The 26,753-nt window shown below is 40.1% G+C and carries 27 protein-coding genes and 1 other annotated feature; of the genes, 19 read left to right on the top strand and 8 right to left on the bottom strand.

The genetic code is table 11. The features are described 5' to 3' along the window. Window positions 1-135 precede the first annotated feature (135 nt). The 3 genes from cstA to J7E81_RS17380 all read left to right on the top strand — a co-directional run bounded on the left by cstA (window position 136) and on the right by J7E81_RS17380 (window position 5,159). Window positions 136-1,929: a carbon starvation protein CstA gene (gene cstA / locus J7E81_RS17390; protein ID WP_215044224.1), complete on the top strand. Its 1,794-nt coding sequence runs from the start codon at window positions 136-138 to the stop codon at window positions 1,927-1,929. A gap of 168 nt (window positions 1,930-2,097) precedes the next feature. Continuing rightward, window positions 2,098-2,320: a binding site (T-box leader), on the top strand. A 43-nt stretch (window positions 2,321-2,363) separates the two neighbouring features. After that, window positions 2,364-4,781, top strand: coding sequence for a leucine--tRNA ligase (gene leuS / locus J7E81_RS17385; RefSeq protein WP_215044222.1), 2,418 nt, complete (start codon window positions 2,364-2,366; stop codon window positions 4,779-4,781). A gap of 63 nt (window positions 4,782-4,844) precedes the next feature. Continuing rightward, a complete protein-coding gene (locus tag J7E81_RS17380; RefSeq protein WP_215044220.1) occupies window positions 4,845-5,159 on the top strand; it encodes a rhodanese-like domain-containing protein in 315 nt (104 codons plus the stop codon). A 75-nt stretch (window positions 5,160-5,234) separates the two neighbouring features. On the opposite strand, the gene J7E81_RS17375 is transcribed toward J7E81_RS17380, so the two are convergent. Then, a complete protein-coding gene (locus tag J7E81_RS17375) occupies window positions 5,235-5,630 on the bottom strand; it encodes a hypothetical protein (RefSeq protein ID WP_215044218.1) in 396 nt (131 codons plus the stop codon). 141 nt (window positions 5,631-5,771) lie between these two features. On the opposite strand from J7E81_RS17375, the gene J7E81_RS17370 reads away from it, so the two are divergent. After that, complete coding sequence (locus J7E81_RS17370; protein ID WP_215044216.1) at window positions 5,772-5,957, top strand: sporulation protein Cse60; 186 nt, start codon at window positions 5,772-5,774, stop codon at window positions 5,955-5,957. 7 nt (window positions 5,958-5,964) lie between these two features. Here the strand turns inward: J7E81_RS17370 and J7E81_RS17365 are convergent, their stop codons facing one another. Next, on the bottom strand, window positions 5,965-7,239 hold the full coding sequence (locus tag J7E81_RS17365) for a BaiN/RdsA family NAD(P)/FAD-dependent oxidoreductase (RefSeq protein ID WP_215044214.1): 1,275 nt from the start codon (window positions 7,237-7,239) through the stop codon (window positions 5,965-5,967). Window positions 7,240-7,442: 203 nt separating this feature from the next. Here J7E81_RS17365 and J7E81_RS17360 point away from each other — a divergent pair, with 203 nt between their 5' ends. The 3 genes from J7E81_RS17360 to J7E81_RS17350 all read left to right on the top strand — a co-directional run bounded on the left by J7E81_RS17360 (window position 7,443) and on the right by J7E81_RS17350 (window position 10,915). Next, window positions 7,443-9,071 (top strand): putative polysaccharide biosynthesis protein, encoded by a 1,629-nt coding sequence (locus J7E81_RS17360; protein ID WP_215044212.1) that lies wholly within the window; start codon window positions 7,443-7,445, stop codon window positions 9,069-9,071. After that, window positions 9,061-9,780 (top strand): pseudouridine synthase, encoded by a 720-nt coding sequence (locus tag J7E81_RS17355; RefSeq protein ID WP_215044210.1) that lies wholly within the window; start codon window positions 9,061-9,063, stop codon window positions 9,778-9,780. Before J7E81_RS17360 ends, J7E81_RS17355 begins: the two co-directional genes overlap by 11 nt. Before the next feature lie 226 nt (window positions 9,781-10,006). Next, the gene (locus tag J7E81_RS17350; protein WP_215044208.1) at window positions 10,007-10,915 is read left to right on the top strand and encodes a nuclease-related domain-containing protein; all 909 of its coding nucleotides are present in this window, start codon (window positions 10,007-10,009) and stop codon (window positions 10,913-10,915) included. Window positions 10,916-11,818: 903 nt separating this feature from the next. Here J7E81_RS17350 and J7E81_RS17345 read toward each other — a convergent pair. After that, a complete protein-coding gene (locus J7E81_RS17345) occupies window positions 11,819-12,046 on the bottom strand; it encodes a hypothetical protein (protein ID WP_215044206.1) in 228 nt (75 codons plus the stop codon). On the opposite strand from J7E81_RS17345, the gene speD reads away from it, so the two are divergent. The 3 genes from speD to J7E81_RS17330 all read left to right on the top strand — a co-directional run bounded on the left by speD (window position 12,045) and on the right by J7E81_RS17330 (window position 13,729). After that, a complete protein-coding gene (speD, locus tag J7E81_RS17340; RefSeq protein ID WP_215044204.1) occupies window positions 12,045-12,854 on the top strand; it encodes an adenosylmethionine decarboxylase in 810 nt (269 codons plus the stop codon). The genes J7E81_RS17345 and speD overlap by 2 nt on opposite strands. A 104-nt stretch (window positions 12,855-12,958) precedes the next feature. Then, window positions 12,959-13,384 carry an SRPBCC family protein gene (locus J7E81_RS17335; protein WP_215044202.1) on the top strand — a complete coding sequence of 142 codons (426 nt, stop codon included), beginning with the start codon at window positions 12,959-12,961 and terminating at the stop codon, window positions 13,382-13,384. Then, entirely contained in the window at window positions 13,385-13,729 is a 345-nt protein-coding gene (locus tag J7E81_RS17330) for an ArsR/SmtB family transcription factor (protein WP_215044200.1), read from the top strand. Between the two features lie 81 nt (window positions 13,730-13,810). On the opposite strand, the gene J7E81_RS17325 is transcribed toward J7E81_RS17330, so the two are convergent. From J7E81_RS17325 to cysK, 3 genes are all read right to left on the bottom strand, one after another. Further along, window positions 13,811-15,160, bottom strand: coding sequence for an amino acid permease (locus J7E81_RS17325; RefSeq protein ID WP_215044198.1), 1,350 nt, complete (start codon window positions 15,158-15,160; stop codon window positions 13,811-13,813). A gap of 254 nt (window positions 15,161-15,414) precedes the next feature. Beyond that, window positions 15,415-15,636: a DeoR family transcriptional regulator gene (locus J7E81_RS17320; RefSeq protein WP_215044196.1), complete on the bottom strand. Its 222-nt coding sequence runs from the start codon at window positions 15,634-15,636 to the stop codon at window positions 15,415-15,417. A 391-nt stretch (window positions 15,637-16,027) separates the two neighbouring features. After that, window positions 16,028-16,951: a cysteine synthase A gene (gene cysK, locus J7E81_RS17315; RefSeq protein ID WP_215044194.1), complete on the bottom strand. Its 924-nt coding sequence runs from the start codon at window positions 16,949-16,951 to the stop codon at window positions 16,028-16,030. A gap of 155 nt (window positions 16,952-17,106) precedes the next feature. Here cysK and thpR point away from each other — a divergent pair, with 155 nt between their 5' ends. The 4 genes from thpR to J7E81_RS17295 all read left to right on the top strand — a co-directional run bounded on the left by thpR (window position 17,107) and on the right by J7E81_RS17295 (window position 21,787). After that, the gene (gene thpR, locus J7E81_RS17310) at window positions 17,107-17,673 is read left to right on the top strand and encodes an RNA 2',3'-cyclic phosphodiesterase (RefSeq protein ID WP_215044192.1); all 567 of its coding nucleotides are present in this window, start codon (window positions 17,107-17,109) and stop codon (window positions 17,671-17,673) included. Window positions 17,674-17,699: 26 nt separating this feature from the next. Continuing rightward, a complete protein-coding gene (locus J7E81_RS17305) occupies window positions 17,700-18,683 on the top strand; it encodes a diacylglycerol/lipid kinase family protein (protein ID WP_215044190.1) in 984 nt (327 codons plus the stop codon). Beyond that, a complete protein-coding gene (gene pulA, locus J7E81_RS17300) occupies window positions 18,670-20,805 on the top strand; it encodes a type I pullulanase (protein WP_215044188.1) in 2,136 nt (711 codons plus the stop codon). Before J7E81_RS17305 ends, pulA begins: the two co-directional genes overlap by 14 nt. Window positions 20,806-21,013: 208 nt before the next feature. Beyond that, the gene (locus J7E81_RS17295; RefSeq protein ID WP_215044185.1) at window positions 21,014-21,787 is read left to right on the top strand and encodes a phosphotransferase family protein; all 774 of its coding nucleotides are present in this window, start codon (window positions 21,014-21,016) and stop codon (window positions 21,785-21,787) included. Here J7E81_RS17295 and J7E81_RS17290 read toward each other — a convergent pair whose 3' ends face one another. Then, complete coding sequence (locus tag J7E81_RS17290) at window positions 21,788-22,066, bottom strand: YtzH-like family protein (RefSeq protein WP_215044183.1); 279 nt, start codon at window positions 22,064-22,066, stop codon at window positions 21,788-21,790. It lies immediately after the preceding gene. Window positions 22,067-22,441: 375 nt separating this feature from the next. Between J7E81_RS17290 and trmB the strand changes: the two genes are divergently transcribed. Together trmB and J7E81_RS17280 are read left to right on the top strand one after the other, a co-directional pair. Next, window positions 22,442-23,083 carry a tRNA (guanosine(46)-N7)-methyltransferase TrmB gene (gene trmB / locus J7E81_RS17285; RefSeq protein ID WP_215044181.1) on the top strand — a complete coding sequence of 214 codons (642 nt, stop codon included), beginning with the start codon at window positions 22,442-22,444 and terminating at the stop codon, window positions 23,081-23,083. A gap of 90 nt (window positions 23,084-23,173) precedes the next feature. Then, the gene (locus J7E81_RS17280; protein ID WP_215044179.1) at window positions 23,174-24,016 is read left to right on the top strand and encodes a YtnP family quorum-quenching lactonase; all 843 of its coding nucleotides are present in this window, start codon (window positions 23,174-23,176) and stop codon (window positions 24,014-24,016) included. A 40-nt stretch (window positions 24,017-24,056) separates the two neighbouring features. On the opposite strand, the gene J7E81_RS17275 is transcribed toward J7E81_RS17280, so the two are convergent. Next, a complete protein-coding gene (locus J7E81_RS17275) occupies window positions 24,057-24,374 on the bottom strand; it encodes a PepSY domain-containing protein (RefSeq protein ID WP_215044177.1) in 318 nt (105 codons plus the stop codon). Window positions 24,375-24,577: 203 nt separating this feature from the next. Between J7E81_RS17275 and J7E81_RS17270 the strand changes: the two genes are divergently transcribed. The 3 genes from J7E81_RS17270 to J7E81_RS17260 all read left to right on the top strand — a co-directional run bounded on the left by J7E81_RS17270 (window position 24,578) and on the right by J7E81_RS17260 (window position 26,663). Beyond that, window positions 24,578-25,651: a M42 family metallopeptidase gene (locus J7E81_RS17270; protein WP_215044175.1), complete on the top strand. Its 1,074-nt coding sequence runs from the start codon at window positions 24,578-24,580 to the stop codon at window positions 25,649-25,651. A gap of 55 nt (window positions 25,652-25,706) precedes the next feature. After that, window positions 25,707-26,228: a DUF84 family protein gene (locus tag J7E81_RS17265; RefSeq protein ID WP_215044173.1), complete on the top strand. Its 522-nt coding sequence runs from the start codon at window positions 25,707-25,709 to the stop codon at window positions 26,226-26,228. 120 nt (window positions 26,229-26,348) lie between these two features. Beyond that, complete coding sequence (locus tag J7E81_RS17260; RefSeq protein ID WP_215044171.1) at window positions 26,349-26,663, top strand: thioredoxin family protein; 315 nt, start codon at window positions 26,349-26,351, stop codon at window positions 26,661-26,663. The last annotated feature ends 90 nt before the right edge of the window (window positions 26,664-26,753 follow it).

The raw sequence follows: 26,753 nt of genomic DNA, 5'->3' as shown, positions 1-26,753 counted from the left end.
TGTTTTTTGTATTTCATTTCAGAATTATTGTTTTTCAACCCTAGATTTCAGCAAAATATCTTGAAAAAAGTATGTTACCGTTTTCATTTAATAAGATTAATATAAGTTATTGATTTAGGGGGAGGAAAAAAGAAAATGAATGCGGTTTCGGTTGTAATTGGTTCCATTTGTATATTAATGATTGCTTACCGTTTATACGGAACTTTCATGGCTGCAAATGTTTTAAAGTTAGACGATTCAAAGCCAACACCAGCTCACGAATTTAATGATGGGAAGGACTATGTCCCAACTAATAAATGGGTGACATTTGGCCACCATTTTGCTGCGATTGCAGCAGCTGGTCCGCTTGTAGGGCCAATCTTGGCTGCACAATTTGGTTATTTGCCAAGTTTACTTTGGCTGTTAATTGGTGCGGTAATCGGTGGTGCTGTCCATGACGCAGTTGTCCTTTACGCCTCTATGCGAAAGAAGGGAAAATCATTATCTGAAGTAGCCAAGGATGAATTAGGCCCTGTCGCAGGTTTTTGTACAGGACTTGCTATGCTATTCATCATTACGATTACCATGGCAGGGCTTTCAATGGTCGTACTTCACGCACTTGAGAACAACCCATGGGGGACTTTTTCAGTAGGAATCACTATTCCCATTGCAATGGGAGTAGGCATCTTATATAAGAAAACAGGTAATTTAAAAATAACGACTACAATTGGATTCATCCTTGTCATGGTAGGCGTATTTGTAGGACCGATGATTCAGAATACCGTTTTGGGCGAATGGCTGACTTTAGATACAAAAACATTGGCAATTATTCTGCCTATCTATGCTTTTTTTGCTGCGGCACTGCCAGTATGGCTATTGCTAGCTCCACGAGATTATTTAAGTAGTTTTATGAAAATTGGTGTATTTATTGCCCTTATTATTGGAGTATTTATTATTAATCCGAACATTCAAATGCCTGCATTTACGAAGTTTACACAAGGCGGCGGTCCTGTCATTGCTGGTCCAGTCTGGCCGTTTATTTCGATTACGATTGCCTGTGGTGCCATTTCTGGCTTCCATGCCTTTGTTGGTTCAGGTACAACTCCGAAAATGCTTGATCGCTGGTCAGATATTAAAGTAGTTGGATTTGGGGCGATGTTAGTAGAGTGTGTGGTTGGGATTATGGCATTAATAGCAGCAACAGCCCTTCAGCCTGCAGATTATTTTGCCATTAATTCCACTCCAGAGGTTTACAAAACATTAGGCATGCATGTGGACCAATTACCAAAGCTTGCCCAGGAAATTGGAATGGACTTGGAAGGAAGAACGGGCGGGGCCGTAACATTAGCTGTAGGTATGACCTATGTTTTCACGGCCATCCCTTGGTTTGCTAAATTATCGTCCTACTTTTTCCAGTTTGTCATTATGTTTGAAGCGGTATTTATTTTAACTGCGATTGATTCTGGAACACGTGTAGCCCGTTATTTAATACAAGATTTCTTTGGTGAGTTTTATAAACCATTGAAAAAAACAGATTGGATTCCTGGGTCTATATTTGCAAGTGCATTAGCTTGCTTTATATGGGGATATTTGCTCTTTTCTGGAGATATCGGTTCTGTTTGGGCCTTATTCGGTGTATCTAATCAGTTGATGGCATCGATCGGTCTCATTATTGGGGCCACTGTCATCCTAAAAGTGGCTGACAAACGCTGGTACATGTTAACATGTTTAATTCCTCTCGCTTATTTGTTTGTCACGGTTAACTATGCAGGCTATTGGATGGTCAAAAACGTTTACTTAAATCCGGCAGCTGCTGGATACAGTGTGTTAAATGGGATTCTTTCGATCATCATGTTAGTACTTGGTATCATTATTTTGGCGACAGCTATTAAGAAATGGACCACCATGTGGAATTCCCCTCGTTTTCAATTTGGTTCAAGAGTTGCTTAAATTTAGGACAGTTGACTTCTTCAGTCAACTGTTCTTTCATTTATCCGTAGAATATAATCCAGATATTTAATGTTTAAACTGGCCGCCACCTGTCTATCCTGAATTTAGGCAAATGTTTGCTTGCATAGTGATAGAAAATTTAATACAATAACCGTAATACTTTATATTAAAAAAACAGTGATCAGGAGTAGTAATGATTCTTACTCGAGAGAATAGAGAGTTGACGGCTGGTGAAAGTCAACCGAGTACATCATGAACTCGCCTTTGAGTTGCAGGCATGAATGAACAGTAATGTTTGCCGTTTACCGCGTTAAGGTTGAATGAAGCGAGTGTTTAGGCACTAATGTGGGTGGTACCGCGGGAAGATACATACAATCCTCTCGTCCCTTTTTGGGATGAGGGGTTTTTTATTTTGCAGTAGGAGGAAAATCAAAATGAGCTTTAACCATCAACAAATCGAGAAAAAGTGGCAAAAACAATGGGAAGACAAAAAAACGTTCAAAACGAGCGAAGAATATGATAAACGGAAATTCTATGCATTAGACATGTTTCCCTATCCATCCGGTGCAGGGCTTCATGTAGGTCATCCGGAAGGCTATACAGCAACAGATATTCTTTCCCGTTTAAAGCGGATGCAGGGCTATAATGTACTGCACCCTATGGGATGGGATGCTTTCGGATTGCCTGCAGAACAATATGCTTTAGACACAGGTAACGACCCTGCCGAATTTACAGAAAAGAATATTAACACCTTCCGAAGACAAATTAAAGCACTTGGTTTTTCCTATGATTGGGACCGTGAAGTCAATACGACCGACCCAGAATATTATAAATGGACACAGTGGATCTTCTTAAAGCTTTGGGAAAAAGGGCTTGCCTATATTGATGAAGTAGCGGTGAACTGGTGTCCGGCGCTTGGAACTGTTTTAGCAAATGAAGAGGTTATTGACGGCAAGAGTGAACGCGGCGGACATCCGGTTGAACGCCGTCCGATGAAGCAATGGATGTTAAAAATTACGGCTTACGGTGATCGTTTACTTGAGGACCTTGAGGAGCTTGACTGGCCTGAAAGCTTAAAGGAAATGCAGCGCAACTGGATTGGCCGCTCTGAAGGGGCCGAAGTAACGTTCCAAATTGACAGGCATGATGAAACCTTTACAGTATTCACTACCCGCCCAGACACATTATTCGGTGCAACCTATGCTGTATTGGCTCCAGAGCATTCATTTGTTGAAAAAATTACCACTAAAGAGCAGCGTGCTGCTGTCGATGCTTACTTAGATAAGGTTAAAATGAAGAGCGATTTAGAACGGACAGATTTAGCAAAAGAGAAAACGGGTGTTTTTACTGGAGCATATGCGATTAATCCTGTAAATGGCGAAAAAATGCCAATCTGGATTGCGGATTATGTTTTAGTAACCTATGGAACAGGTGCCATTATGGCCGTACCTGCTCATGATGAACGTGACTGGGAATTTGCAAAAGTGTTTCAATTACCAATTAAACCGGTTGTAGCTGGCGGAGATGTAGAAAAAGAAGCTTATACAGGTGATGGGGAACACATTAATTCTGAGTTCTTAAATGGATTAGATAAAGAAGAGGCCATTTCTAAAATGATCGCCTGGTTAGAGGAAAAGGGAATTGGAACGAAAAAAGTGACCTATCGTTTACGGGACTGGTTATTCAGCCGTCAGCGTTACTGGGGTGAGCCAATCCCAATTATCCATTGGGAAGATGGCACCATGACAGCCGTTCCTGAAGATCAGCTGCCATTAACCTTACCAAAAACAACCGACATTAAACCATCCGGAACAGGCGAGTCGCCGCTTGCGAATATTGAGGATTGGGTCAATGTCGTCGATCCGGTAACAGGTATAAAAGGCCGCCGTGAAACCAATACCATGCCGCAATGGGCAGGAAGCTGCTGGTACTATTTACGTTATATTGATCCAAAAAATGATCAAGAATTAGCCTCACAGGAAAAATTAAATCATTGGCTTCCGGTTGATATTTACATTGGCGGTGCCGAACATGCCGTGCTTCACTTGCTATATGCACGTTTTTGGCATAAGTTTTTATATGACATTGGTGTAGTGCCAACCAAAGAACCATTCCAAAAGCTTTTCAACCAAGGGATGATCCTAGGTGAAGGCAATGAAAAGATGAGTAAATCAAAAGGAAATGTTGTCAACCCTGATGACATTATTGACAGCCATGGTGCCGATACCCTTCGTTTATATGAAATGTTTATGGGACCTCTTGATGCATCGATTGCTTGGTCGACCAATGGCTTAGATGGATCCCGCCGTTTCTTAGATCGAATTTGGCGTCTGTTAGTGGAAGAAAACGGTGAATTAAGCCCGAAAATCCAGTCAAACGAAGAGACAGCCACCCTTGAAAAAACCTACCATCAGACTGTAAAAAAAGTGACGGAGGATTATGAAGGATTAAGATTTAATACAGCTATTTCACAAATGATGGTCTTTATCAATGAGGCGTATAAAGCAACCGTTCTTCCAAAGGTTTATATCGAAGGGTTTGTAAAATTACTTGCTCCTGTTTGTCCGCATCTTGCTGAAGAGCTTTGGGAAAAGTTAGGTCATAGCGGTACAATCTCCTATGAAGCATGGCCGGCATATGATGAAGCAAAATTAGTCGATGATGAAATCGAGATTGTGATTCAAGTAAATGGCAAGGTAAAAACAAAATTAAAGGTTCCGACAGATGCTACAAAAGAAGCTCTGGAAGGAATCGCCATGGATGACGATCGTGTGAAGGAACAAATTGAAGGAAAGACCATTCGCAAAGTAATTACTGTACCAGGTAAATTGGTAAATATTGTGGCGAATTAATCAGAAATAAAACTGAACATCCTCTTGTAAAATGGAGGATGTTTTTCTGAAGGGATGATTGGGATGGAAGAAATTAACGTGATTACACCAGAAGAGTTGCAAAAGAAGCTCGAGGCAGGGGAAAAGCCAGAGCTTGTAGATGTTAGAGAAGATGAGGAAGTTGTTTTTGGGATGATTCCAGGAGCGAAACATATTCGTATGGGCGATATTCCCGCTAACTTGGACTATTTTGATAAAGAGAAGGAATATATTTTCATTTGCCGTTCAAGCCACCGCAGTGGAAATGTTTGCTATTATCTTCAAGAACAAGGTTATAAAGTCCGGAATATGATTGGCGGAATGCTGGCCTGGACGGGAGAAACTGAATACACAGAATAACCGATTCCGTTTTGGAATCGGTTTTTTTTCTGTCTGTTATGGTTTCAACCACATGCAGGTTTCCACATCAGCAAATCAGGTTCCACCTGTTGTTGTATCAAATCCATGGTGATGTCCGGAGCCTGGACCGCCGCCATTAAAAAATTGATCCTGTTGTTGATCGCTATTATCGAAGCCTTGGCCACTGTTATCATCCTGTGTTTGCTGACTTTGATCTAATTGACTGTCTCCGCTCCAGGAACTATTAAAATCTTGTCCTGTTTGCTGATCTTGTTGTGTGTTTGATCCTCCTTGTTGTTGATCTTGCTGCTGATTTTGATTTGTATTAGAACCTGGCTGCTGCCGTTGAGTAAATGCCATTTGGCTGTTCGTACTTCCGCCATTAGATAAACCGAGATATGAGACCATTCCCGCTGCTAAAGCCAAGCTTCCAAAGCTGACTCCCCAAGTAATCTTTTGTTTTTTATCCACTCAGATCCTCCTTTCAACATTTGATCTCAGAAACAAGTTTACAAGCCCAATCTTAAAAAAACCTTAACTTTTAAAACTATCTATTTTTAAAATTCTGAAAAAGTGAGAATACTGATAGAAAAAGGAGAGGGAGGGAGACTTATGATCCAAGTAAAGTTATTTGACAGGGAGCATGAAAAAGATTTAGAAAAAGAGATGAATCGATTTTTAAAAGGTATAGAGGAACAAAGCCTAGTTGATATCAAGTATAATGTGGCTGCAATGACCGAGGAAGAAGAGGAAGCGCAGATTTACTGCTTTACCGCTATGATTATCTATCGGGCGTGATAGAACTTCACGCCCGATAATTTTTTGCAGATAGTGCTGCATTGGTTCCTGCAAGCCTGCCCGTCACTAAGGCAGATGTAATGTTATATCCACCTGTGTATCCATGGATATCTAGTATTTCACCACAAAAATAGAGACCCTCCATCAATTTAGAAGCCATGGTTTGCGGCTCGATCTCTTTCACGGTAACCCCGCCGCCCGTCACAAATGCTTTTTCAAGTGGAAGTGTGCCGTTTACTTTGAATTGAAATTGTTTACAGCCCTTAGCAAATGCACGAATCTTTTCATTGGAAATCGTTCCTCCTTGGTCGGCAGGATCCATATCATTCCTTTCGAGGAGAAATAGAAGGTAACGCTCTGGAACTATTCCCTTTAAGGTATTTTTGATGCTCTTCTTGGGTTCCCCTTTTACGAGTTTTACAATCTCTTGAAAAATCTCTTCCTCTTTTCGGTCCGGAAGGGCATCCAAGCTCATTGTTACTTCTTTTAAATTCCATTTTTTCATGGCCTTGACCACAAATTGACTGCATCGTAAAACAGCCGGGCCACTGACTCCAAAATGGGTAAACAACATATCCATCCGGTGGGAAATCAAGGGTTTGCCTTTCGGATTCAAGACACTGAGATTAATATCTCTTAACGATAATCCCTGCAATGATTTGTTTTTTATAAAGGGCTCACTGGAGGTAACAGGGACCTCGGTTGGGAACAACTCAGTGATTGTATGGCCTGCTTTCTCAGCCCAGGCATAACCGTCGCCGGTAGACCCTGTATGCGGGACCGATTTTCCCCCTACCGCAATTACTACTGACTTAGTCGAAAATTGCTGGCCATCCTTTAACCGCACTGCGGAAACATGTCCATTTTCATAGAGAACATCGGCAACCGGGCTATTTTTGAAGACTCTTACACGTAGTTTCTCGAGCTGTTCTAAGAGGGCATCCACCACTGATTGAGCTTTATTGCTTACAGGAAACATCCGCCCATGATCTTCCTCTTTTAATTCAATTCCTAGCCTTTCAAAAAAGCGAATAATATCTTCATTACTAAAAATAGAAAAAGCACTATATAAGAATTTACCGTTGCCGGGCAGATGTTTAATAATCTCCTCAACCGGCAGCCGGTTGGTTACGTTACAGCGTCCGCCTCCGGAAATTGCCAGCTTCCGTCCTAATTTGTCTCCTTTATCGATTAAGAGGACCTTTGCCCCTTTTTCCCCCGCAGCAATGGCAGCCATTAATCCGGAGGGACCGCCGCCAATCACAATACAATCGTAATCCATTTTATCCACCAACTTTAATTTATTCATTTCATTATAAACATAACTTGTGAAATTAAAACGAAAAAAGTCATTTTTTTAAGAGAATTAACTCGGTTGTGAGTGGCATCGGAGGAAAAGAAGTTGTAAACTACTAATAGTGTGCAAAAAACGTCGATTATTCTTTGTGAATTTACGAACGTATCTTTCGGGTAGGAAGGGATTTTATGCAGTCAAAGCTTTTAAGAGGAACGTTTATCTTAACGTTAGGAACTATACTTTCTAAAGTAATCGGACTCATTTATGTTATACCGTTTTATCAGATTGTTGGAAAACATGGGACACAGCTTTATTCCTACGGATATGTCCCTTACACCATATTTATTAGTATCGCAACAGCTGGGGTGCCACTGGCTGTTTCAAAGTTTATTGCAAAGTATAATGCACTGGAAGAATATGCTGTTGGCAGAAAATTGTTTAAATCTGGTTTAGTGGTTATGTCGATCACAGGATTTGTTGCATTTTTAATTATGTATTTGGCAGCCCCTTTATTAGCCGAAATGAGTAATCCTGGTAATGAAATAGATGCGGCTATAACCGTCATGCGTGCGGTCAGTTTTGCCTTAATCCTAGTACCGTTCATGAGTCTAATCAGAGGATTTTTTCAAGGTCATCAATCGATGGGACCGTCAGCTGCATCGCAAGTGGTAGAACAAATCGTCCGAATTCTGTTCACGCTTGTTGGGGCTTATGTGGTTCTCAAATTTTTAAATGGATCAATGGTAACCGCTGTTAGTGTTGCCACATTTGCTGCCTTTGTTGGAGCGATAGGAGGCTTAGCCGTCCTATTTTGGTACTGGTATAAAAGGAAGCCGCATTTGGATGAGCTTTTGGAGCAAGATAAGGGAACCATCCATGTTTCACTAAAAGAAATTTATAAAGAAATCTTTATTTATGCAGCTCCCTTTGTATTTGTAGGGATTGCCAATCCATTATTCCAACTTATTGATCAATTTACCCTAACCAAAGCCTTAGTAGAAATGGGAACGACAAAGAAGTTGGCCGATACTGCTTTTGGTATTTTGAACTTTGAATCACATAAAATTGTGATTATTCCTGTTTCCCTGGCCACTGCCTTCTCGTTAACACTTGTGCCGAGCATTACAAAGGCATATGTGGAGAATGATCGTAAAAACTTAACTAATCAATTAAATCAAACCTTTCAAGTGTTATTATTCTTAACACTGCCTGCGGCAATTGGGCTATCTCTATTAGCTGAGCCAGTTTATACGGCTTTTTATGAGCATGATTCTCTTGGGACACAGGTGTTAGGTGCTTATGCGCCGGTCGCCATTTTATTTTCCCTATATGCGGTGACAGCAGCGATCATGCAAGGAATTAATGAACAGCGGTATACGATTTTAAGCTTATTAGTGGGACTATTGGTCAAACTAACACTTAATATTCCTTTAGTTAAAATGTTTGAAACAAGAGGAGCTGTATTAGCTACAGCCATTGGATATATGGCCTCGATTATTATTAATTTAGTGGTAATTAGATATTTCTCCCGCTATCAATATCGATTCGTTTGGCGAAGAAGTTTATTGATTATCATTTTTGCTGGATGTATGTGGGTGGGAACCGAGCTGATGTATAAATTTTTAACGTTATTCTTATCACCGGCCTCCAAAATGCAATCGGTCTTAATGATCTTAATTAGTGCACTTGTAGGGGCTGCCATCTATTTTTATTTAGGATTGAAATCAGGACTGGCAACTCGGTTATTCGGAAACAGAATTGAGCGTGTTCTTACTAAATTTAAGCTGCCAAAAAGGAGGCAAAGCGTTGAGAATTGATAAGATGTTAGCAAACCTTGGCTACGGCAGCCGAAAAGAAGTAAAGCAGATATTAAAAAGTGGTGCCGTTAGAGTCGATGATGTGATCGTTAAGGATCCGAAACAACATGTTGATGAAAAAAGCCAGACGGTGACCTTCAATGGTGAAGTGATTGAATACAAAGAATTTATTTATTTAATGATGAACAAGCCTCCTGGTGTGTTATCAGCGACAGAAGATAGTGCGGCTGAGACCGTTATTGACCTGTTGGAGCTTGAGGATCAAGTGTATGAGCCCTTTCCGGTTGGGAGATTGGACAAGGATACAGAGGGATTATTGCTGATTACCAATGATGGTCAATTAGCGCATAAATTGTTATCACCAAAGAAGCATGTCCCGAAAACATACTTTGCGGTGATTGACCGCGAAGTAACCGAAGAGGATGTCAAGGCGTTTGCCAAAGGAGTCACTCTTGATGACGGGTATGAAACCAAGCCTGGTGAATTAAAAATAGTAAAATCAGGTATTCGCTCTGATATTGAGCTAACCATTACTGAAGGTAAGTTTCATCAAGTCAAGAGAATGTTTGAGGCCGTTGGGAAAAGGGTTGTGTACTTGAAACGGATTTCTATGGGGCCGCTTCCTTTAGATGAAACCCTGGAACTCGGGGAATATCGAGAATTAACAGATGAAGAAGTGGAGCTATTGCGAGAGTACCAAGTGAAATAAAAACCAAACAAGTTTTCTGGTGCTTTTCTTAAAAATGCGTCCGAAATGACAGTCGTATTTATATTTAAAAAGTAAAACTCGTCAAGTAATTGGCGAGTTTTCTTTATAAGGAATACAAAAAACCTTATTTATAATTTCTTTTTTTAAAATATGTAACGGAATATTCACACCCATTTGTCCTGCTTTTTTATAAAATAGGTTTAGAAATGTTGAAGGGAAGCGGCCTATGATACTTAAAAGCAGAACAGAATCAGATGAATTATTGAAAATGCGATCATTAAACACAAGGATGGAGTTAACACAAGAGGAAAAGTTTCATTATTTCAACCTGGAAAAAGGTTATGAGGGAGAGGTGAAATTTGACCGTATGGCAGAAGGTCTTAAAGAAGAAAGATACATTATCAATGACTTGCTGCTTAAAATAAAGAATTCCTATTTTCAGATCGATACAACGCTTGTTTCGCAAGAAGTCATTCGACTGCTGGATGTAAAATATTTTGAAGGAGACTTTTGCCTGGAAAAGGACAGATTTTACGCTGTGAAATCCGGTCGAGAATATAAAAATCCAATCATCCAATTAAGCAAATGTGCATCCCAATTCCGCCAACTGCTCCACGACATCAAGCTTCACTACCTCGTTGAAGCCACCGTCATTTTTATTAACCCTGAATTCACTTTATTCAACGCCCAAGTCGACCATCCCATTATTCTTCCCAATCAAGTTAACCGGTTTTTAAAGAGTATAAATGATACATCATCTAAATTGAATGATGGTTACAAAAAATTGGCTCAACAATTAATTTCTTTACATCAAACTAAAAACCCATTTACACAGGTGCCAAACTATCAATATGAGCAGTTGAAGAAGGAATTGTATTGTAAATTTTGTCGTTCCTTTTTGGTAACTATACAGAATCATCTTTTTGTTTGCGAAAAGTGTGGAGGTCATGAAATGGTCGAAGATGCCATTCTACGGAATGTGAGGGAATTTCAGTTGTTATTTCCTGAGCGAAAGATTACGACTACTAACATTTATGAATGGTGTAACGTTGATTTGTCAAAAAAGACATTCTGTAGGGTATTAAAGAAAAACTTTACCGCGGTTGGAAAAACAAGTGATTCTTATTATATATAACTTTTTTTGTTAGAAGATTGGTATTTGTTCGGACAAAGTTACACTTATTGGGATTGCCTGTGTCCAAAGTTCATCCTACTTCGGACACAACCTTATCTTTTTGATATTACATTGTCCGAAGTTTACTCGACTTCGGACACCGTTTTATCTAATGGGAATTGCCATGTCCGAAGATCATCCACCTTCGGACACCACGCCATCTATTTGGCATGGCCATGTCCGAAGATCATCCAACTTCGGACACCACGCCATCTATTTGGCATGGGCCATGTCCAAAGATCATCCAACTTCGGACACCACGCCATCTATTTGGAATTGCCGTGTCCGATGATCAGCCACCTTCGGACACGCCCCCATCTATTTGGCATGGCCATGTCCGAAGATCATCCACCTTCGGACACCACGCCATCTATTTGGCATGGCCATGTCCGATGATCATCCAACTTCGGACACGCCCCCATCTTTTTGGAATTGCAATGTCCGAAGATCAACCAACTTCGGACACCTCCCCATCTATTTGGCACGGCCATGTCCGAAGATCATCCAACTTCAGACACCACCTTATCGTTTTGGAATTGCCGTGTCCGAAGATCATCCAACTTCAGACATCACCCCATCTTTTGGGAATTGCCATGTCCAAAGATCATCCAACTTCGGACACCACGCCATCTATTTGGCATGGCCGTGTCCGAAGATCATCCACCTTCGGACACGCCCCCATCTATTTGGCATGGCCATGTCCGAAGATCAACCAACTTCGGACACGCCCCCATCTATTTGGCATGGCCATGTCCGAAGATCATCCAACTTCGGACACCACGCCATCTATTTGGAATTGCCGTGTCCGAAGATCATCCGACTTCAGACACCACCTCAACTTTTTGGCACATCCATGTCCAAAGATCATCCGACTTCAGACACCACACCATCTATTTGGAATTGCCATGTCCAAAGTTCAGTCCAGCTTCGGACCTGCTTCACCTTATAGCAGCTAACTTCAGCTTTTTTTGCTAGTGCATCCATATTGTTTCCCAGTGGTTTCTCATCAAATAATAAGTAACGAAGTATAAAAATGGGTACCATACAGATAAATACGCAATAAAGAAGTGTTACTAAGGGGGAACCTTTCATGAAACTAACACACGAGCAGGCAATAGAACTGCACGGCTTCAACAACCTTACCAAGTCTTTAAGCTTTAATATGTATGATATTTGTTTTACAAGAACAAGAGAGGAACGGGAAGCCTATTTAAACTATATTGATGAACAATATAGTGCAGATAGATTGCAAAAGATATTAAAACACGTTGCAGATATTATAGGTGCCCACGTATTAAATGTGGCCAGTCAGGATTTTGAACCAGCCGGGGCAAGTGTAACTTTATTAGTATCAGAAGGACCGGTAACACATGATGTTCCTTCAGAATCCTTTGAAGAGTCACCAGGGCCGCTTCCCGAATCAGTGGTCATGCAATTAGACAAAAGTCATATCACGGTCCATACATACCCGGAATTTCATCCAGATGAGGGAATTAGTACATTTCGTGCAGATATTGATGTTTCAACCTGTGGTGAAATTTCTCCTCTTAAAGCGCTCCACTATTTAATTAGATCATTTGAAACAGATGTAATGACCATTGATTACCGAGTCCGGGGCTTTACTAGGGACAAGAGCGGCCATAAACTCTTTATTGATCATGAAATAAACTCTATTCAAAATTATATTCCTGAAGATGTCGGAGAACTTTTTGATATGATCGACGTCAATGTTTATCAAGAGAATATCTTTCACACAAAATGCAAACTGAGAGAATTCGATCTAAATAACTATTTATTTGGTTATACCAAAGAAAGGCTAACACCAGATGAACATATTGAAATAACAAAGAGATTAAAGATAGAGATGGATGAAATCTTTTATGGAAAAAATATTGTTTAGAGCTCAATACTTGGGCTCTTTTATAAATGATTGACATGCAACCAAAAGGTGCTATATAGTTACAATATGAAACGTAATTGGAGGTCAAGTGAGGAGGATTCTTAGTGGAAAATCAATCACAAGCAACATTAGAGGATATTAAATATACTGTCGTTTATAATGCACCAATTGCTAAAGTTTGGGATGCAGTTGCAACAGCAGAGGGGCTAAGTGCTTGGTTTATGCCGAACGATCTACAGCCTATAGAAGGTCATGAGTTTCATATAAATGCAGGTCAATTTGGAATGTCACCATGTAAGGTAACACAGGTAGACCCGCCAAACCGTCTTTCTTTTAATTGGGGAAAAGACTGGACCTTAACATTTGAATTGAAAGAATTGGAGAAGCAAACAGAGTTAACGTTAATCCATGGCGGATGGGATATTAATAAAGTTACTGAATTTGGTGCGCCGCATACTCCGATACGTGACAATATGAACCAAGGCTGGGCAGGTCTTGTGAAAAAACTCCAAGCGTATGTTGAGGCATAAATGGCCGCTCCCTTAGCAAAACATGACGTCTTTCAAGCGATTGCAGATCCTACCCGTCGAAGTCTTTTGAAACTTCTTAGTAACCAAGAAATGCCAGTTACCGCGATTTGTAAGCATTTTCCGATTACCCGGACGGCTGTTTCGAAGCATCTGAAAGTACTATCTGAAGCAGGTTTAGTTAAGGAGCGGAAGGTCGGCAGGGAAACTAGGTACAAGCTTGAAGCATCACCATTAGTGGAACTAAAAGACTGGCTCCAATATTTTGAGTTGTTTTGGGAAAATAAACTGGGTGCACTTGGGCGGTTTTTAGAATCGAATGATTCAAATTCAGAAAATGAACAATAAAAAACAAGTAGGGATAACCAACTGGCTATCCCTACTTGTTTCTTTATTATTGCATCCGTTTTTGAAAGCTGCATACAATCGTTATTTGTTACTATTCGGTTTCTTATTAATAAATGACAGGATGATTAGGAGGACAATCGTTACAATACTAACGAATGTCCCAATCAAATTATTGGCATTAAATAAAAATCCAATGAAAATGATGCTTAATGATAGGAGTGCAAAGATTGTGGTAAAAGGGAACCACTTCACTTTAAATGCTGGTTTATTGTTGTAATGCGGTCTTAATTTTAACTGGGCTGCACAAATACTTATCCAAATAATCATGACCGTAAACCCAGGAATGGTCATGAGGTAGCCAATAACTTGGCTTGGTGTCAAATAAGCTAAATAAACACCAACCAAAATACAAACACTTGTTATCATAATCCCAATAAACGGTATACCCTTTGAGGAGACCTTTGCAAGGACTTTAGGTGCAACCTCACTTTGAGCCATAGAATGCAAGGTTCTCGATGTAGCATAGATACCGGAATTGGCTGCGGAAAGGACAGCAGTTAATAGCACAAAGTTCATGATGTGGGCAGCACCAGGTAGGCCTGTACTACTAAAAACCTGAACAAATGGACTGTCTTGACCGTTCACTTTGTTCCAAGGCATCATGCCGCAAATAATTAGAATCGGCAAAACATAAAAAATGATGACGCGCCAAACAGCACCTTTAATAATTTTAGGCAAGACGCGTTCAGCATCTTTTGTTTCAGTAACAGCGACTCCAATTAATTCAGCCCCGCCATAAGAAAACATAACAACTAAAAAGGCATTAAACGTTCCACCCAGTCCGTGCGGAAAAAAACCGCCGTGCCCAGTATAGTTTGAAAGTGGATCGTGAATATTGCTTGGAATTAAACCTAAGAGAAGTAAAAATCCTAGAATAATAAAGGCGATCAGAGCAATTATTTTAATCCCGGCAAACCAAAACTCAAGTTCACCATAGTATTTTACTTGGAATAAATTGATGCCAACGATGACAAGCGCACATAAAAAACTGAGAAGCCATAATGGAGCAGACGGAAACCAAAATTGTAGAAAACTTCCCGCTGCTAATAACTCAACAATGGTGACTAAAATCCAATTGATCCAGTATAGCCATCCAACAAGGTAGGAAACTTGGAATCCAAAAGCTTTATTAACTAAATGCTGTACATTTAAGTTTGGGAAAGCAAGTGCCATTTCTCCAAGTGCTGCCATGATTATAAATAATAATAACCCGCCGATTAAATAGGCTACAATTACACTTGGTCCGGCTATATTTAAGGTATCGGAACTGCCTTTAAAAATTCCTGTCCCGATCATCCCCGCAAGGGCAATAAATTGGACATGCCTTGGCAGAAGCCCCTTTTTTAAATTTTGCTGCTGATTATTTTTCATATAGGTACCTACTTTTTCTTTTTTACTTAGACGCTTTTAAGCGTTAAAGCGATTTTCTATACTAATATATCATAATTATGATACCTGTCAAATAGAATAGAAGATTTAATTGCAGGGGGATAAAGTGAGTTCGAATCAGTTCCAGCACCGAGTGGTGCATCGCTTTGCGTTTCGTCCTCATTTGGTTTTAAACAGTAAAAAGCATGCGATAAAATCGCATGCTTTGTTATGCGGATTATTTAATTTTTATAATTTTAAGATGTCATCTTTACTTTCTTTTGTGTTGTAGTCCATTTTCCGCGGCTTGGGCTAATGACCAAGTCATTATAGGCTAAGACATTTAAATCTCGTTGTATGGTGCGAGGAGTGATACCAAATTCCTCTACAAGTTCTTGGGTCGTGACAGTGCCGTTGTTTCGAATAAACATGTAGATACATTTGATGCGGTTTAACATCCGGTTAGTTGAAGGTTTCAAAGAACCACTCCCTATCCTAAATTTCAAACCTATGGCTTAATCCAGCTACCGACAGCCTATTTGAAGATTACTCTTCAAGAAATATGTAGTTTCTTTTCCGCGCGGACATCTCCTTTAATTGGAATGTAACAATGGATACAGTAGATACCTAGATGTCATACATCTAACCTTATTGTACCCATTATTTCAGAAAATTTCTACCAATATAGTAAAGAATACAAAAGAAACCTCGGTAATTAATGGTAATTGTCTGTTTATACCGCCTCCTAAATTATTTCATACTATAGAGTATGGGCGGAGGTCCTTGGTTTATGATAAATTGTTTGAATTTTTAGTTAAAAATGTCTTTTTGCATAAATCGCTTTGGGTTACATAGTGTGTATAGTGACAATTAGAATAAATCACTTGAAAGATATCTTTCCCCGGTGTCACAGGCAATACAGACAACGACCTCATCCTTAGAAAGGCGTTTTGCAACCTCGAGCGCCGCAAAACAAGCTGCCCCGGAAGAGGGACCAACCAAAATTCCTTCCTCTCTAGCCAATCTTCTTGTCATCTCATAGGCATCTTCATCTGTAATTGGATGGATTTCATCATAAACTTCTTCATTAAGAATTTTAGGTATGAATCCAGGGCTTGTACCAACTAGTTTGTGTTTACCGGGTTTACCGCCTGACAGAACTGGAGAACCCTTTGGTTCGACCACATGGACAGATAATCCTTGATAATAGTCTTTTAAAGTTTCTCCTGTTCCCGTGATGGTTCCTCCGGTTCCAGCTGTTGCAACGAAAGCTGATAGTGGTTTGCCGATTTCATTCATGGCTTCGATAATCTCAACAGCAGTAGAATGTCTATGTGCATCCGGATTTGCTTGATTCTCAAATTGCATTGGGACAAAACTATTAGGGATCTCTTTTGCTAATTCCAGGGCTTTCTTAATGGCTCCTGGCATTTTTTCATCTCCAGGGGTTAGAATTACTTTTGCTCCGTATGCCGCCAGTAAGCTGATCCGTTCCTTTGTCATGGTATCAGGCATCACAATAATCGCTTGATAACCCCTGGCAGCCGCATTCATTGCAATCCCAATCCCTGTGTTACCGCTCGTTGGTTCAATGATCGTCGAGCCTTTTTTTAAATCTCCGCTTTTTTCTGCCTCGATAATCATATTATAGGCCGCACGGTCCTTTACGCTTTTGCTGGGGTTGTAAAATTCCAGTTTCAAATAAACGGAAGCCCCTTCTTCAGGAGCTACCCGATTTAGTTTTACAAGCGGCGTTTCTCCAATCAATTCAGCTATATTGTCCACTACTCTCATTGGGATACCCCTTCTATACTTATTTTAAGAATTCCTAATTCAATGATAATGAAAAGGATACTAAATGTAAAAAATATCGCCTATGAGACTGTTTGATTGTAGATACAATTGGGAGAAAATAGACTAAAATTAAAAAAAAGGACTGAGGGGTTTATATGAATCAACGACCACATTTTTTCTTTGCTGTAAGAATACCTGAAACTACCAAACGAATCATGAAGAATCATATCGATCATTTACAGGAAAAGATCCCATTTAGCCGCTGGGTTCATCATTTGGACTTACATATAACATTAACTTTCTTAGGAGCAGCAGAACCTGAGAAACTGAAAGCTGCTGAAAAATATGTAAAAGAGACCATAAGTAACGAGGAAGCTTTTACATTAAAAATAAACAAACTAGGTATATTTGGAAAGGTTGATTCTCCTCGGGTTTTTTGGGCCGATACAGAAAGTAGTGAGGAGCTGGCTGCAATTAGGAATAAAGTATTTTCAGCGTGTGAGAGGGCAGGATTTCAACTGGAAACACGCCCCTTTAAACCGCATATCACGTTAGCGAGAAAATGGAAGGGGCAGGAAGGATTTCAAAAAGAGCTGTTAAATGTTTGGAATCAATTACAGCCGGAACCACTTGAATTTAAAGTTGAAGAGGTTGTTGTTTATCAAACACATCTTGACCAAACCCCAAAATATGAAGCCGTAACCATATTCCCATTGCAATAATGAAATACCACTAAAAGGTGTGTTGTATGAAGCAGATATATTTTATTATTAATCCAAAAGCTGGTAATGGATCCTGTCTAAAAATATGGAAAAAAGTTGAATCCAAACTGATGTCTGACCAGATCTCCTTTTTAGCTTTTTTTAGCGAATATCCTGGTCATGCTAAATTGATTGCTAAACAAATTGCCTGCAGCGATCAGCAGGAAAAGCTGATGATTGCGGTAGGCGGAGACGGAACCATCCATGAGGTGTTAAATGGGGTTGCAAATGACAAAAACATAACACTTGGTTTTATTCCTGGCGGTTCAGGAAACGACTTTTCAAGGGGCTTTCAAATTCCAGCTGATCCTGAAGAGGCTTTAACAGTCATTCTCCGCCTCCGGAAGCGGCCAGGAAAGCAGATTGATATCGGTAAAGTTTGCCTAAATAATATGGAGGAACACTATTTTATTAATAATATGGGTGCTGGATTGGATGCTATTATCTCGTATCAAGTGAATCAATCCCGCATAAAGGCATTGTTAAATAAAATATCATTAGGCAGGCTGGTTTATGTCTATTTCCTATTAAAAAATGTATTTACTTATAAAACTGGAAGATTTGATTTATCAATTGACGGGAAAACGCATATATTTGAACAAACGTGGTTTATTACTGTGTCTAACCAGCCTTACTACGGCGGCGGCATGAAAATTGCGCCGGATGCCAACCCGGATGATGGTCTTTTTGATATTACAATTGTTCATCAACTATCCAGGGTGAAACTTTTATTCGTTTTTATGAGTGTTTTTTGGGGAAGACACACCCATTTTAAAGAAGTGAAAACATTCAAGGGGAAAAATATAACCATCTATTCGACAGAAACACAGTATGTTCATGCTGATGGGGAGCATATCGGATACACCCCACTTTCGATTCACCTTCATGCGAAATCCTTAGAGGTGTTATCTAGAAGTCGCGGGAAGGAAGAAGTTGATCTGAAGGAGAGGGATTCGAATGAATTCTGCTGACCGAAATTTTTTTGCTTACTTAGATGAAATGAACATCGTTACTATCCTTCTTCCCCATTCATACCATCACGGAATATCCACTACATTTTACATGGCAGCGGATTCAGATAAGACGCCCCTAGTCATTGTGGAGAAGACGGAAATTGAGGAACACTTTAAATATATTTGCCAGTTTGAGGGAGAAATTTCCTTTGGCAAGCTGTATTGGATTTTTGATGAGTACGGTGGGAAAACCGATTTACAAATAGGTGCAGTGATTCGAACAGAACAATTTGATGAAAAATTCTATTATGAAGGGAATGACCTCGGTGTAACCTTTCAGGCCGGGCAAACCTGTTTTAAACTGTGGGCACCAACAGCGACAGGGGTCAAATTAAAATTACGCCCATCTGGTAATGGATATTCAGAAATCATCAAGATGAGGCGGGAGGAGTACGGCGTTTGGTCTGTCTCTCTTCACCGCGAGCTGGAGTTTTTTCAATATAGCTTTTTGGTCCTTGTTAATCAAGAATGGCGGGAGGCTGTAGACCCATATGCAAAGGCAGTAACAGCAAATGGGGAGCAGGGTGTAATTGTGCTCCTGGAAAAGACAGCTAGGCCAAGACTCGGGATACCTCCATTAGAAAACCCAGTGGATGCGATTATTTATGAAACACATATCCGGGATTTCACGATTCATCCACAAAGCGGTGTCAAACATAAAGGACTATATTTAGGTGCCGGTGAAATGGATACAAAAGGTCCAGATGGTGATGCAACTGGCTTATCATATGTCAAAGATTTAGGAATTACCCATATAGAATTTCTCCCGCTGAACGATTTTGCCGGAGTGGATGAATTAAACCCAGCAAAGCAGTATAACTGGGGATATAATCCTCTCCATTTCCATGCTCCCGAGGGAAGTTATGCAACCAATCCATCCGATCCTTATTCCCGCATCAATGAACTTAAAAAATTAATTGACCAGATTCACAGTCAAGGTTTAGGGGTCATCATCGATGTCGTTTTTAATCATGTTTATATACGTGAACAATCTTCCTTTGAAAAAATAGTCCCAGGCTATTATTTCCGTCATAACGATATTGGATTGCCTTCAAACGGAACGGGTGTTGGAAATGATATTGCCTCAGAACGAAGAATGGTGCGGAAGTTTATTGTTGACTGTGTCCGCTATTGGTTGGAGGAGTACCGAGTCAATGGGTTTCGATTTGATTTAATGGGTATTTTAGACGTAACAACGATGAATGAGGTGCGAAAGAATTGTGACAGTTTAGCAAAGGGGATTTTAATTATTGGTGAAGGCTGGAACCTTAATACTCCCCTGCCGGCCGCACAAAAGGCGATCATAGCTAATCAGGCAAAAATACCGGAAATCGGACAGTTCAATGATAAATTTAGAGACATCATAAAAGGAAGTACGTTTAACTTGTTTGATAAGGGCTATGCGATAGGGAACGAGCATTTGGTGGATGCTGCAATAGAGGTGATTACTGGCAGTATCGGTTTTACTAAAAAGAGTACTCGTGTCTTTAATACCCCGCAACAATCGGTCAATTATGTTGAATGTCATGATAATCATACACTCTGGGATAAACTTAACGGCTGCTATTCTGAAACGGATCCGGCTATTCGAAAAAAGTACCATCGTCTTGCAACAGCAATTGTCCTATTATCACAAGGTATCCCGTTTCTTCACAGCGGACAGGAGTTCTTCCGCACAAAACAAGGAGATGGAAATAGCTATCGTTCTCCAGATGTGATTAATCAACTCGATTGGGAACGGAAAAGTAAGTATAAGGAAAATGTCGAGTACATCAAGGGTCTTATTAAAATCCGTCAGGAGTATTCATGTTTTCGGATGAGAACAGCGGAGGAAATTTGTGCTCACATCCAAGCCCTGTCATTTCCGGCTCCTGTTGCCGGCTGTTATTATCAATTACCCAAGGAGGAGGTGGTTCTTGTTATTAATCCATCCACTAAAACCCAAATGATCACACTTCCGGAGGGGGAATGGGGAGTGTTAGCCAATCACCAGTTTGCTAAAACCACTGCCAAAGATTTTATAAAAGAGCCCCAATATTTAGTAGAACCCATTTCATTAAATGTTTTGCTGAAAAAATAGTTTTTGAAAGATTACTTGACGAAAAAAGGGAATAGGAGATAAAATTTAATAAGATGGCTATTGTGTGCAATGGTTTCAATAGCTTTTTTTTTATTTAAAAAAAGGCTATTGTTATAATTGTGGTTTATAAACCTTCCTACAGCACAGGTTTTACCTCTTTAAAGAGGATTAAGCCCATTAGAACGGCATAAATTGAAGGTGAGCAATTTTGGAACATTTACTAGGACAAGAGTGGGAAGTTATCCCAGCTGGAGGCAAAACAGGAGAAGCCTTTTATGCAGAATATAAGGATCAAAGGCTTTTTTTAAAGCGGAATTCCTCTCCATTCCTTGCAGTACTATCAGCAGAAGGCATTGTCCCAAAGCTTGTGTGGACAAAACGATTGGAAAACGGAGATGTTATAACAGCACAGCAATGGCTTCCTGGCCGGGAATTAAAGCCCTCTGAAATGAACCAAGAGAGTGTAGCCAGATTGCTTAAGAAAATACACTGTTCTGAACCGATGCTTGGAATGTTAGGACGGTTAGAAAATTCGCCGGTAAATCCTGAGCCGATTTTACAGTCGGTCATCGAGGAATTAGATGAACAGGTACTTTCTTTACCTGAATCACAAAAGGCAATTAACTTTCTTAAAGAGGAAGCCTTACATGTATCTTGCGATGAGAAAGTGGTTTGTCATGGTGATGTCAACCATAACAACTGGCTGCTTGCAGAAGACAACCAGTTGTATTTGATTGATTGGGACGGAGCCATGATTGCTGACCCTGCCATTGATTTAGGATTACTTCTTTACTGGTACATTCCAGAAGAAAACTGGGAGGACTGGTTAAATCTTTATGGTAAAGAGCTAACCAATCATCTAAAACTTAGAATGAAATGGTATGTAACCATTCAAACCCTATCTTCTATTCAGTGGTATAAAGATAAACAACGATTCGAAGAAATGAATAATTGGATTGATTTTTTGCAAAATATCCTCTAATTAGGAAAATTGGTCAATATCATTTACCCATTGTGATAAATTTTCTTGATTAGATAAGATATGCTGATCTAAATCAGCAGATTGAGTACCATGCTGACTGTATTGATATACTTCCTGCAAGATATTTTTAACATTCGAATCAATTTGGTTGTTGACCATAAGAGATTTTACTAAACGCTCCAATTGCTCGCATTCGGCAACAGACCCACAGCAATCGGTTTGGTGGTTGTTTAAAATATCCTTTAGCAGTGTAACTTGGTGACCATGGCTTAATGGCATTAAAGCACATCCTTTCAAGTGGATATTAAGAAGAGCACAAGCGTGTTCAGCCCCGATCTAGGGCGACTTGTTGACTGGCCAGCGTAAGCAGGGCCAAAGACTAGTCGCCCTTAATGCGTACAGAAAGCGATAGCTTTCTGTAGCCAAGCACAAGACGATCCGGCCGAAAGGTTGCTTTTTTACCTTTTGGACGGATCCGCTTGTGACCTCGAGGGGCTAGGCGCTAGAGCTTGACAATTCTAAAAAAGGTATTCACAGTTAGCTTGTGGATTCTTTTTTTGTTTATACGCAAACCTTTTTTCCATTTAGTTTGGCTTGCATGAAAGAGATTAGCATGGTATCTTTTGAAAGATAATGTTTTTTAGGAGTGTCAAAATGAGACTTAGACATAAACCTTGGGCAAAGGAAAAAATAGAGCAGCATCCACAGTATGTAGTAGCAAATCCAGAAAATTTCAAGGGTAAGTGGCATGAAGTATTCGAAAAAGATCAGCCTCTCCATATTGAAGTCGGTACAGGTAAAGGTCAATTCATCACGGGCATGGCTAAGGCCAATCCAGATATAAATTATATAGGAATAGAGCTGTACGTCAGTGTCATTGTTGCTGCTTTGGATCGCCTAATAGAAGCGGATTTACCCAATCTTAAGCTGCTACAAGTAAATGCAGCGGACCTAGATAAATACTTTACAAAAAATGATGTTGATCGAGTCTACCTTAATTTCTCAGACCCATGGCCAAAGGCCCGGCATGAAAAAAGAAGATTAACCTATAAAGATTTCCTAAAGCGCTATGAAGATATTTTGGTTGATGGCGGGGAAATACATTTTAAGACCGATAATCAGGGGTTATTTGAATACTCCCTAACGAGCTTTTCTTCTTATGGGTTATTATTGAAATATGTGAGTCTTGATTTTCACAAAAGTGAGTATGAAGGCAACATTATGACAGAATATGAGCAGAAATTTTCTGAACAAGGAAAACGGATTTATCGTTGTGAAGTAAAATATCAAAACTGATGGCAGGGACAGTTCTTTTTAAGAGCTGTCTTTTTTTTATAAAAATTAAATCCAAATAATGTTAATATAGAGGGAAAGGGGGAGTGGATAATGGAAATGTTAAAGATTGGTGATGTTTCGCTTACTTGGTTATCCGGGGGAGTCACATACCTTGATGGTGGTGCTATGTTTGGGGTAGTTCCCAAGGGGTTATGGTCAAAAAAATATCCGGTAAACGAAAAGAATCAAATTGAACTTCCGACAGACCCAATTTTAATTCGAATGAATGGGAAAAATATTTTAGTTGAATCCGGTTTGGGAAAAGGCAAATTAACGGAGAAACAATTACGAAATTATGGGGTAACAAAAGAATCGATGATAGAGGAATCTTTACAACAAATAGGCTTAACCCCAGAAGATATCGACTTTGTCCTAATGACACATTTACATTTTGATCACGCCTGCGGGCTGACGAAGCTGGTGGATGGGAAGTATGTCTCAACCTTTCCAAATGCTCAGATTATTACTTCTCAAATCGAGTGGGACGAAATGCAAAACCCCAATATTCGCTCCAAAAATACATATTGGCTGGAAAATTGGCAAGCAGTAGCAGCACAGGTGGTCCCTTTTGCAGAAAAATGGGAATTAGAAGCCATCACGATGATCCATACGGGCGGGCATAGTGATGGACATTCCATTCTTATGATTGAAGACGGGGGGGAAACCTGTATTCACATGGCCGACCTTATGCCCACACATGCTCATCAAAATGTACTATGGGTTATGGCTTACGACGACTATCCTATGACCTCCATTGCCGCCAAACAAAAGTGGATTCCATTTGGTCTAAAGAAAAATGCATGGTTTACTTTCTACCATGATGCATTTTACCGGGCTGTAAAATGGGATCCAGACGGGAAACAGCTTGTTGCCAGTATTAAAAGGGAGCAATAAACATGAATGCCGCACCCCTTATGGATGCGGCTTTTTCATATTATGAAGAAAAAGGAATTAGGTCTATGACTGTACCAGTTTGAGCATCAGCGATAAATTCATATTGCTGGATTGCTTCGTCAATGGTTTGAGATATTCCGCCTTTATACACGCGATACGTTATTTGGTTTTTCTCGTAAGGCTCCGCTTCCATATGTATCCATGAGCCAGATACTGGACCGTTCAGTTGAAAGTGTTTTTTGACTGACGCTAATACCCTCTCTGGTGAAACATTTGTTTTTTGAGTGATGGCTTCCTTGGTCACATAACAACCAACTATTCCTACCGCTGCACCTAAGAAAAAAGACTTCCAGTTCATTCATCCACCTCCGAAATAGGAAAAGATTACAAAAAGATTCTCTTCTCAGTATACCGTATTTACAGTTAAGTGGATAATATTACGGAAGGAAAATGAATTATTGGTAACAAGTGAGAGGATTCTGTAAAATGTAGTAGAAGAGACGGATAGAAGTGCTGGGGAATGGAAAGTCATGAAAGTAAATACATAAAAGGAGTCTTATCATGAATAAACAAACACTAAAGCTTTTTCAAACCTTGACAGAGCTGCCAGGCGCACCTGGAAATGAACACTTAGTCAGAAATTTCATGAAAGAGCAGCTGTCATTATTCTCAGATGAAATTATACAAGATAATTTGGGCAGTATCTTTGGGGTGAAAAAAGGAAATCAACAAGGACCAACCGTCATGGTAGCAGGGCATATGGATGAAGTTGGGTTCATGGTTACAGCGATTACGGAGAATGGAATGATCCGCTTTCAACCGCTCGGAGGCTGGTGGAGTCAAGTGCTGCTAGCGCAGCGTGTCCAAGTCATGACCAAAAATGGACCGGTTATAGGTGTGGTTGGTTCTATTCCACCGCATTTATTAGATGAATCAAAGAAAAACAAACCGATGGAAATAAAGAATATGTTAATTGATATTGGTGCTGATAACCGAGAAGATGCTGAGCGGATTGGTATTAAACCCGGTCAGGCCATTCTGCCGATTTGCCCATTTACCCCAATGGCGAATGAAAAGAAAATTTTAGCTAAGGCTTGGGATAATCGTTATGGCTGTGGATTGGCAATTGAATTACTTCAGGAACTAAAAGATGTGTCATTGCCCAATATCCTATATTCAGGAGCAACTGTTCAAGAGGAAGTCGGCTTGCGTGGCGCTCAAACAGCTTCTAATATGATTAAACCGGATCTCTTTTTTGCTCTTGATGCCAGCCCAGCCAATGATATGACAGGGGATAAGCATGAATTTGGCCAGCTTGGAAAGGGGACATTGCTCCGCATTCTTGACCGTTCCATGGTTACCCATCGCGGAATGCGGGAATTTGTGCTGGATACAGCGGAAACGAATCATATTCCTTATCAATATTTTGTTTCACAGGGCGGAACAGACGCTGGACGTGTTCACTTATCGAATGAAGGGGTTCCAAGTGCAGTGGTTGGCATTTGTTCTCGTTACATCCACACACATGCTTCCATTATCCATGTTGATGATTATGCGGCAGCCAAAGAATTATTGGTAAAACTCGTTAAGGCATGCGACCAAACAACAGTAGATACCATTAAATCAAATAGCTAAAAAATAGGAGGCATTGATCGTGCCTCCTCTTCAATGTGGAAAGAGGGGATTCAACATGAGAATTGTGATCGGATCAAAAAATCCTGCTAAAATTACAGCTGTCCAAAATAGCTTTCGACAAGAAGACATTGAATTTATTTCAATCGATATCCCATCTGGCGTGAACGACCAGCCTTTTTCTGATGAGGAAACGATACAAGGTGCCGTCAATCGGGCTGTTGGGGCCTTAAACCAAGGAAATGGTGATATTGGGATTGGGCTGGAAGGCGGAGTACAAGAGACAAGCCATGGATTATTGCTTTGTAATTGGGGAGCTCTTGCAGTAAGCGGCAGGGAGCCTGTAATTGCCGGCGGAGCTAGATTCCTTTTACCGGAAGAAGTGGCAGCAAGGCTCAGAGCAGGAGAGGAATTAGGACCTGTGATGGATGACTATGCAAAAAAGAATAATGTTAGAAAACATGAAGGGGCGGTTGGTATTTTTACCAATGGCTTAGTGAACCGGATCGATATGTTTACACATGTAACCAGCCTATTGGTAGGTCAATTTAGCTATTATTCCCAGACTGGAAAATATTAACTTATGAATGAGGAGCAATAGGCGAGATGATGCATAACATTAGACTCCATAAAGCGTATACTGTTATGATTTGAAAGGAAAGTTATCATATAGGTAAGAAAAAAAACGGAGGCGTTCACTTTGAAAAATTTAGAATCAATCGAACAATTCGATTCTCTGCGTAATCAAGATAAAACTATCTTTATGTTTTCCGCAAAATGGTGTGGGGATTGTCGTTTTATTGAGCCAGTGCTGCCAGAGATTGAAGAGAAGTTTTCCGATTTTACATTTATTCATGTTGACCGCGATCAATTTATTGATTTATGCCAGCAAGTGGATGTATATGGAATACCAAGTTTTATTGCGTATGAGAACGGAAAAGAACTGGGACGCTTTGTCAGTAAGGACCGAAAAACACAAGAAGAAATTGAATCATTTATTTCTGGTCTGAAGTAATAGAGATAAAAACCCCTGTTTCTCTTTTGGAGCAGGGGTTTTTTATTGTCGTTTTTTACTGTAAAATGAACGGTAGCTTCTTACCATGGA

It is taken from the genome of Bacillus sp. ISL-18, from assembly GCF_018613415.1.
Lineage (GTDB): Bacteria > Bacillota > Bacilli > Bacillales > Cytobacillaceae > Neobacillus.
The sequence above is the reverse complement of the archived record's forward strand: the minus strand, read 5'-3'. Positions and strand labels throughout refer to the sequence as shown.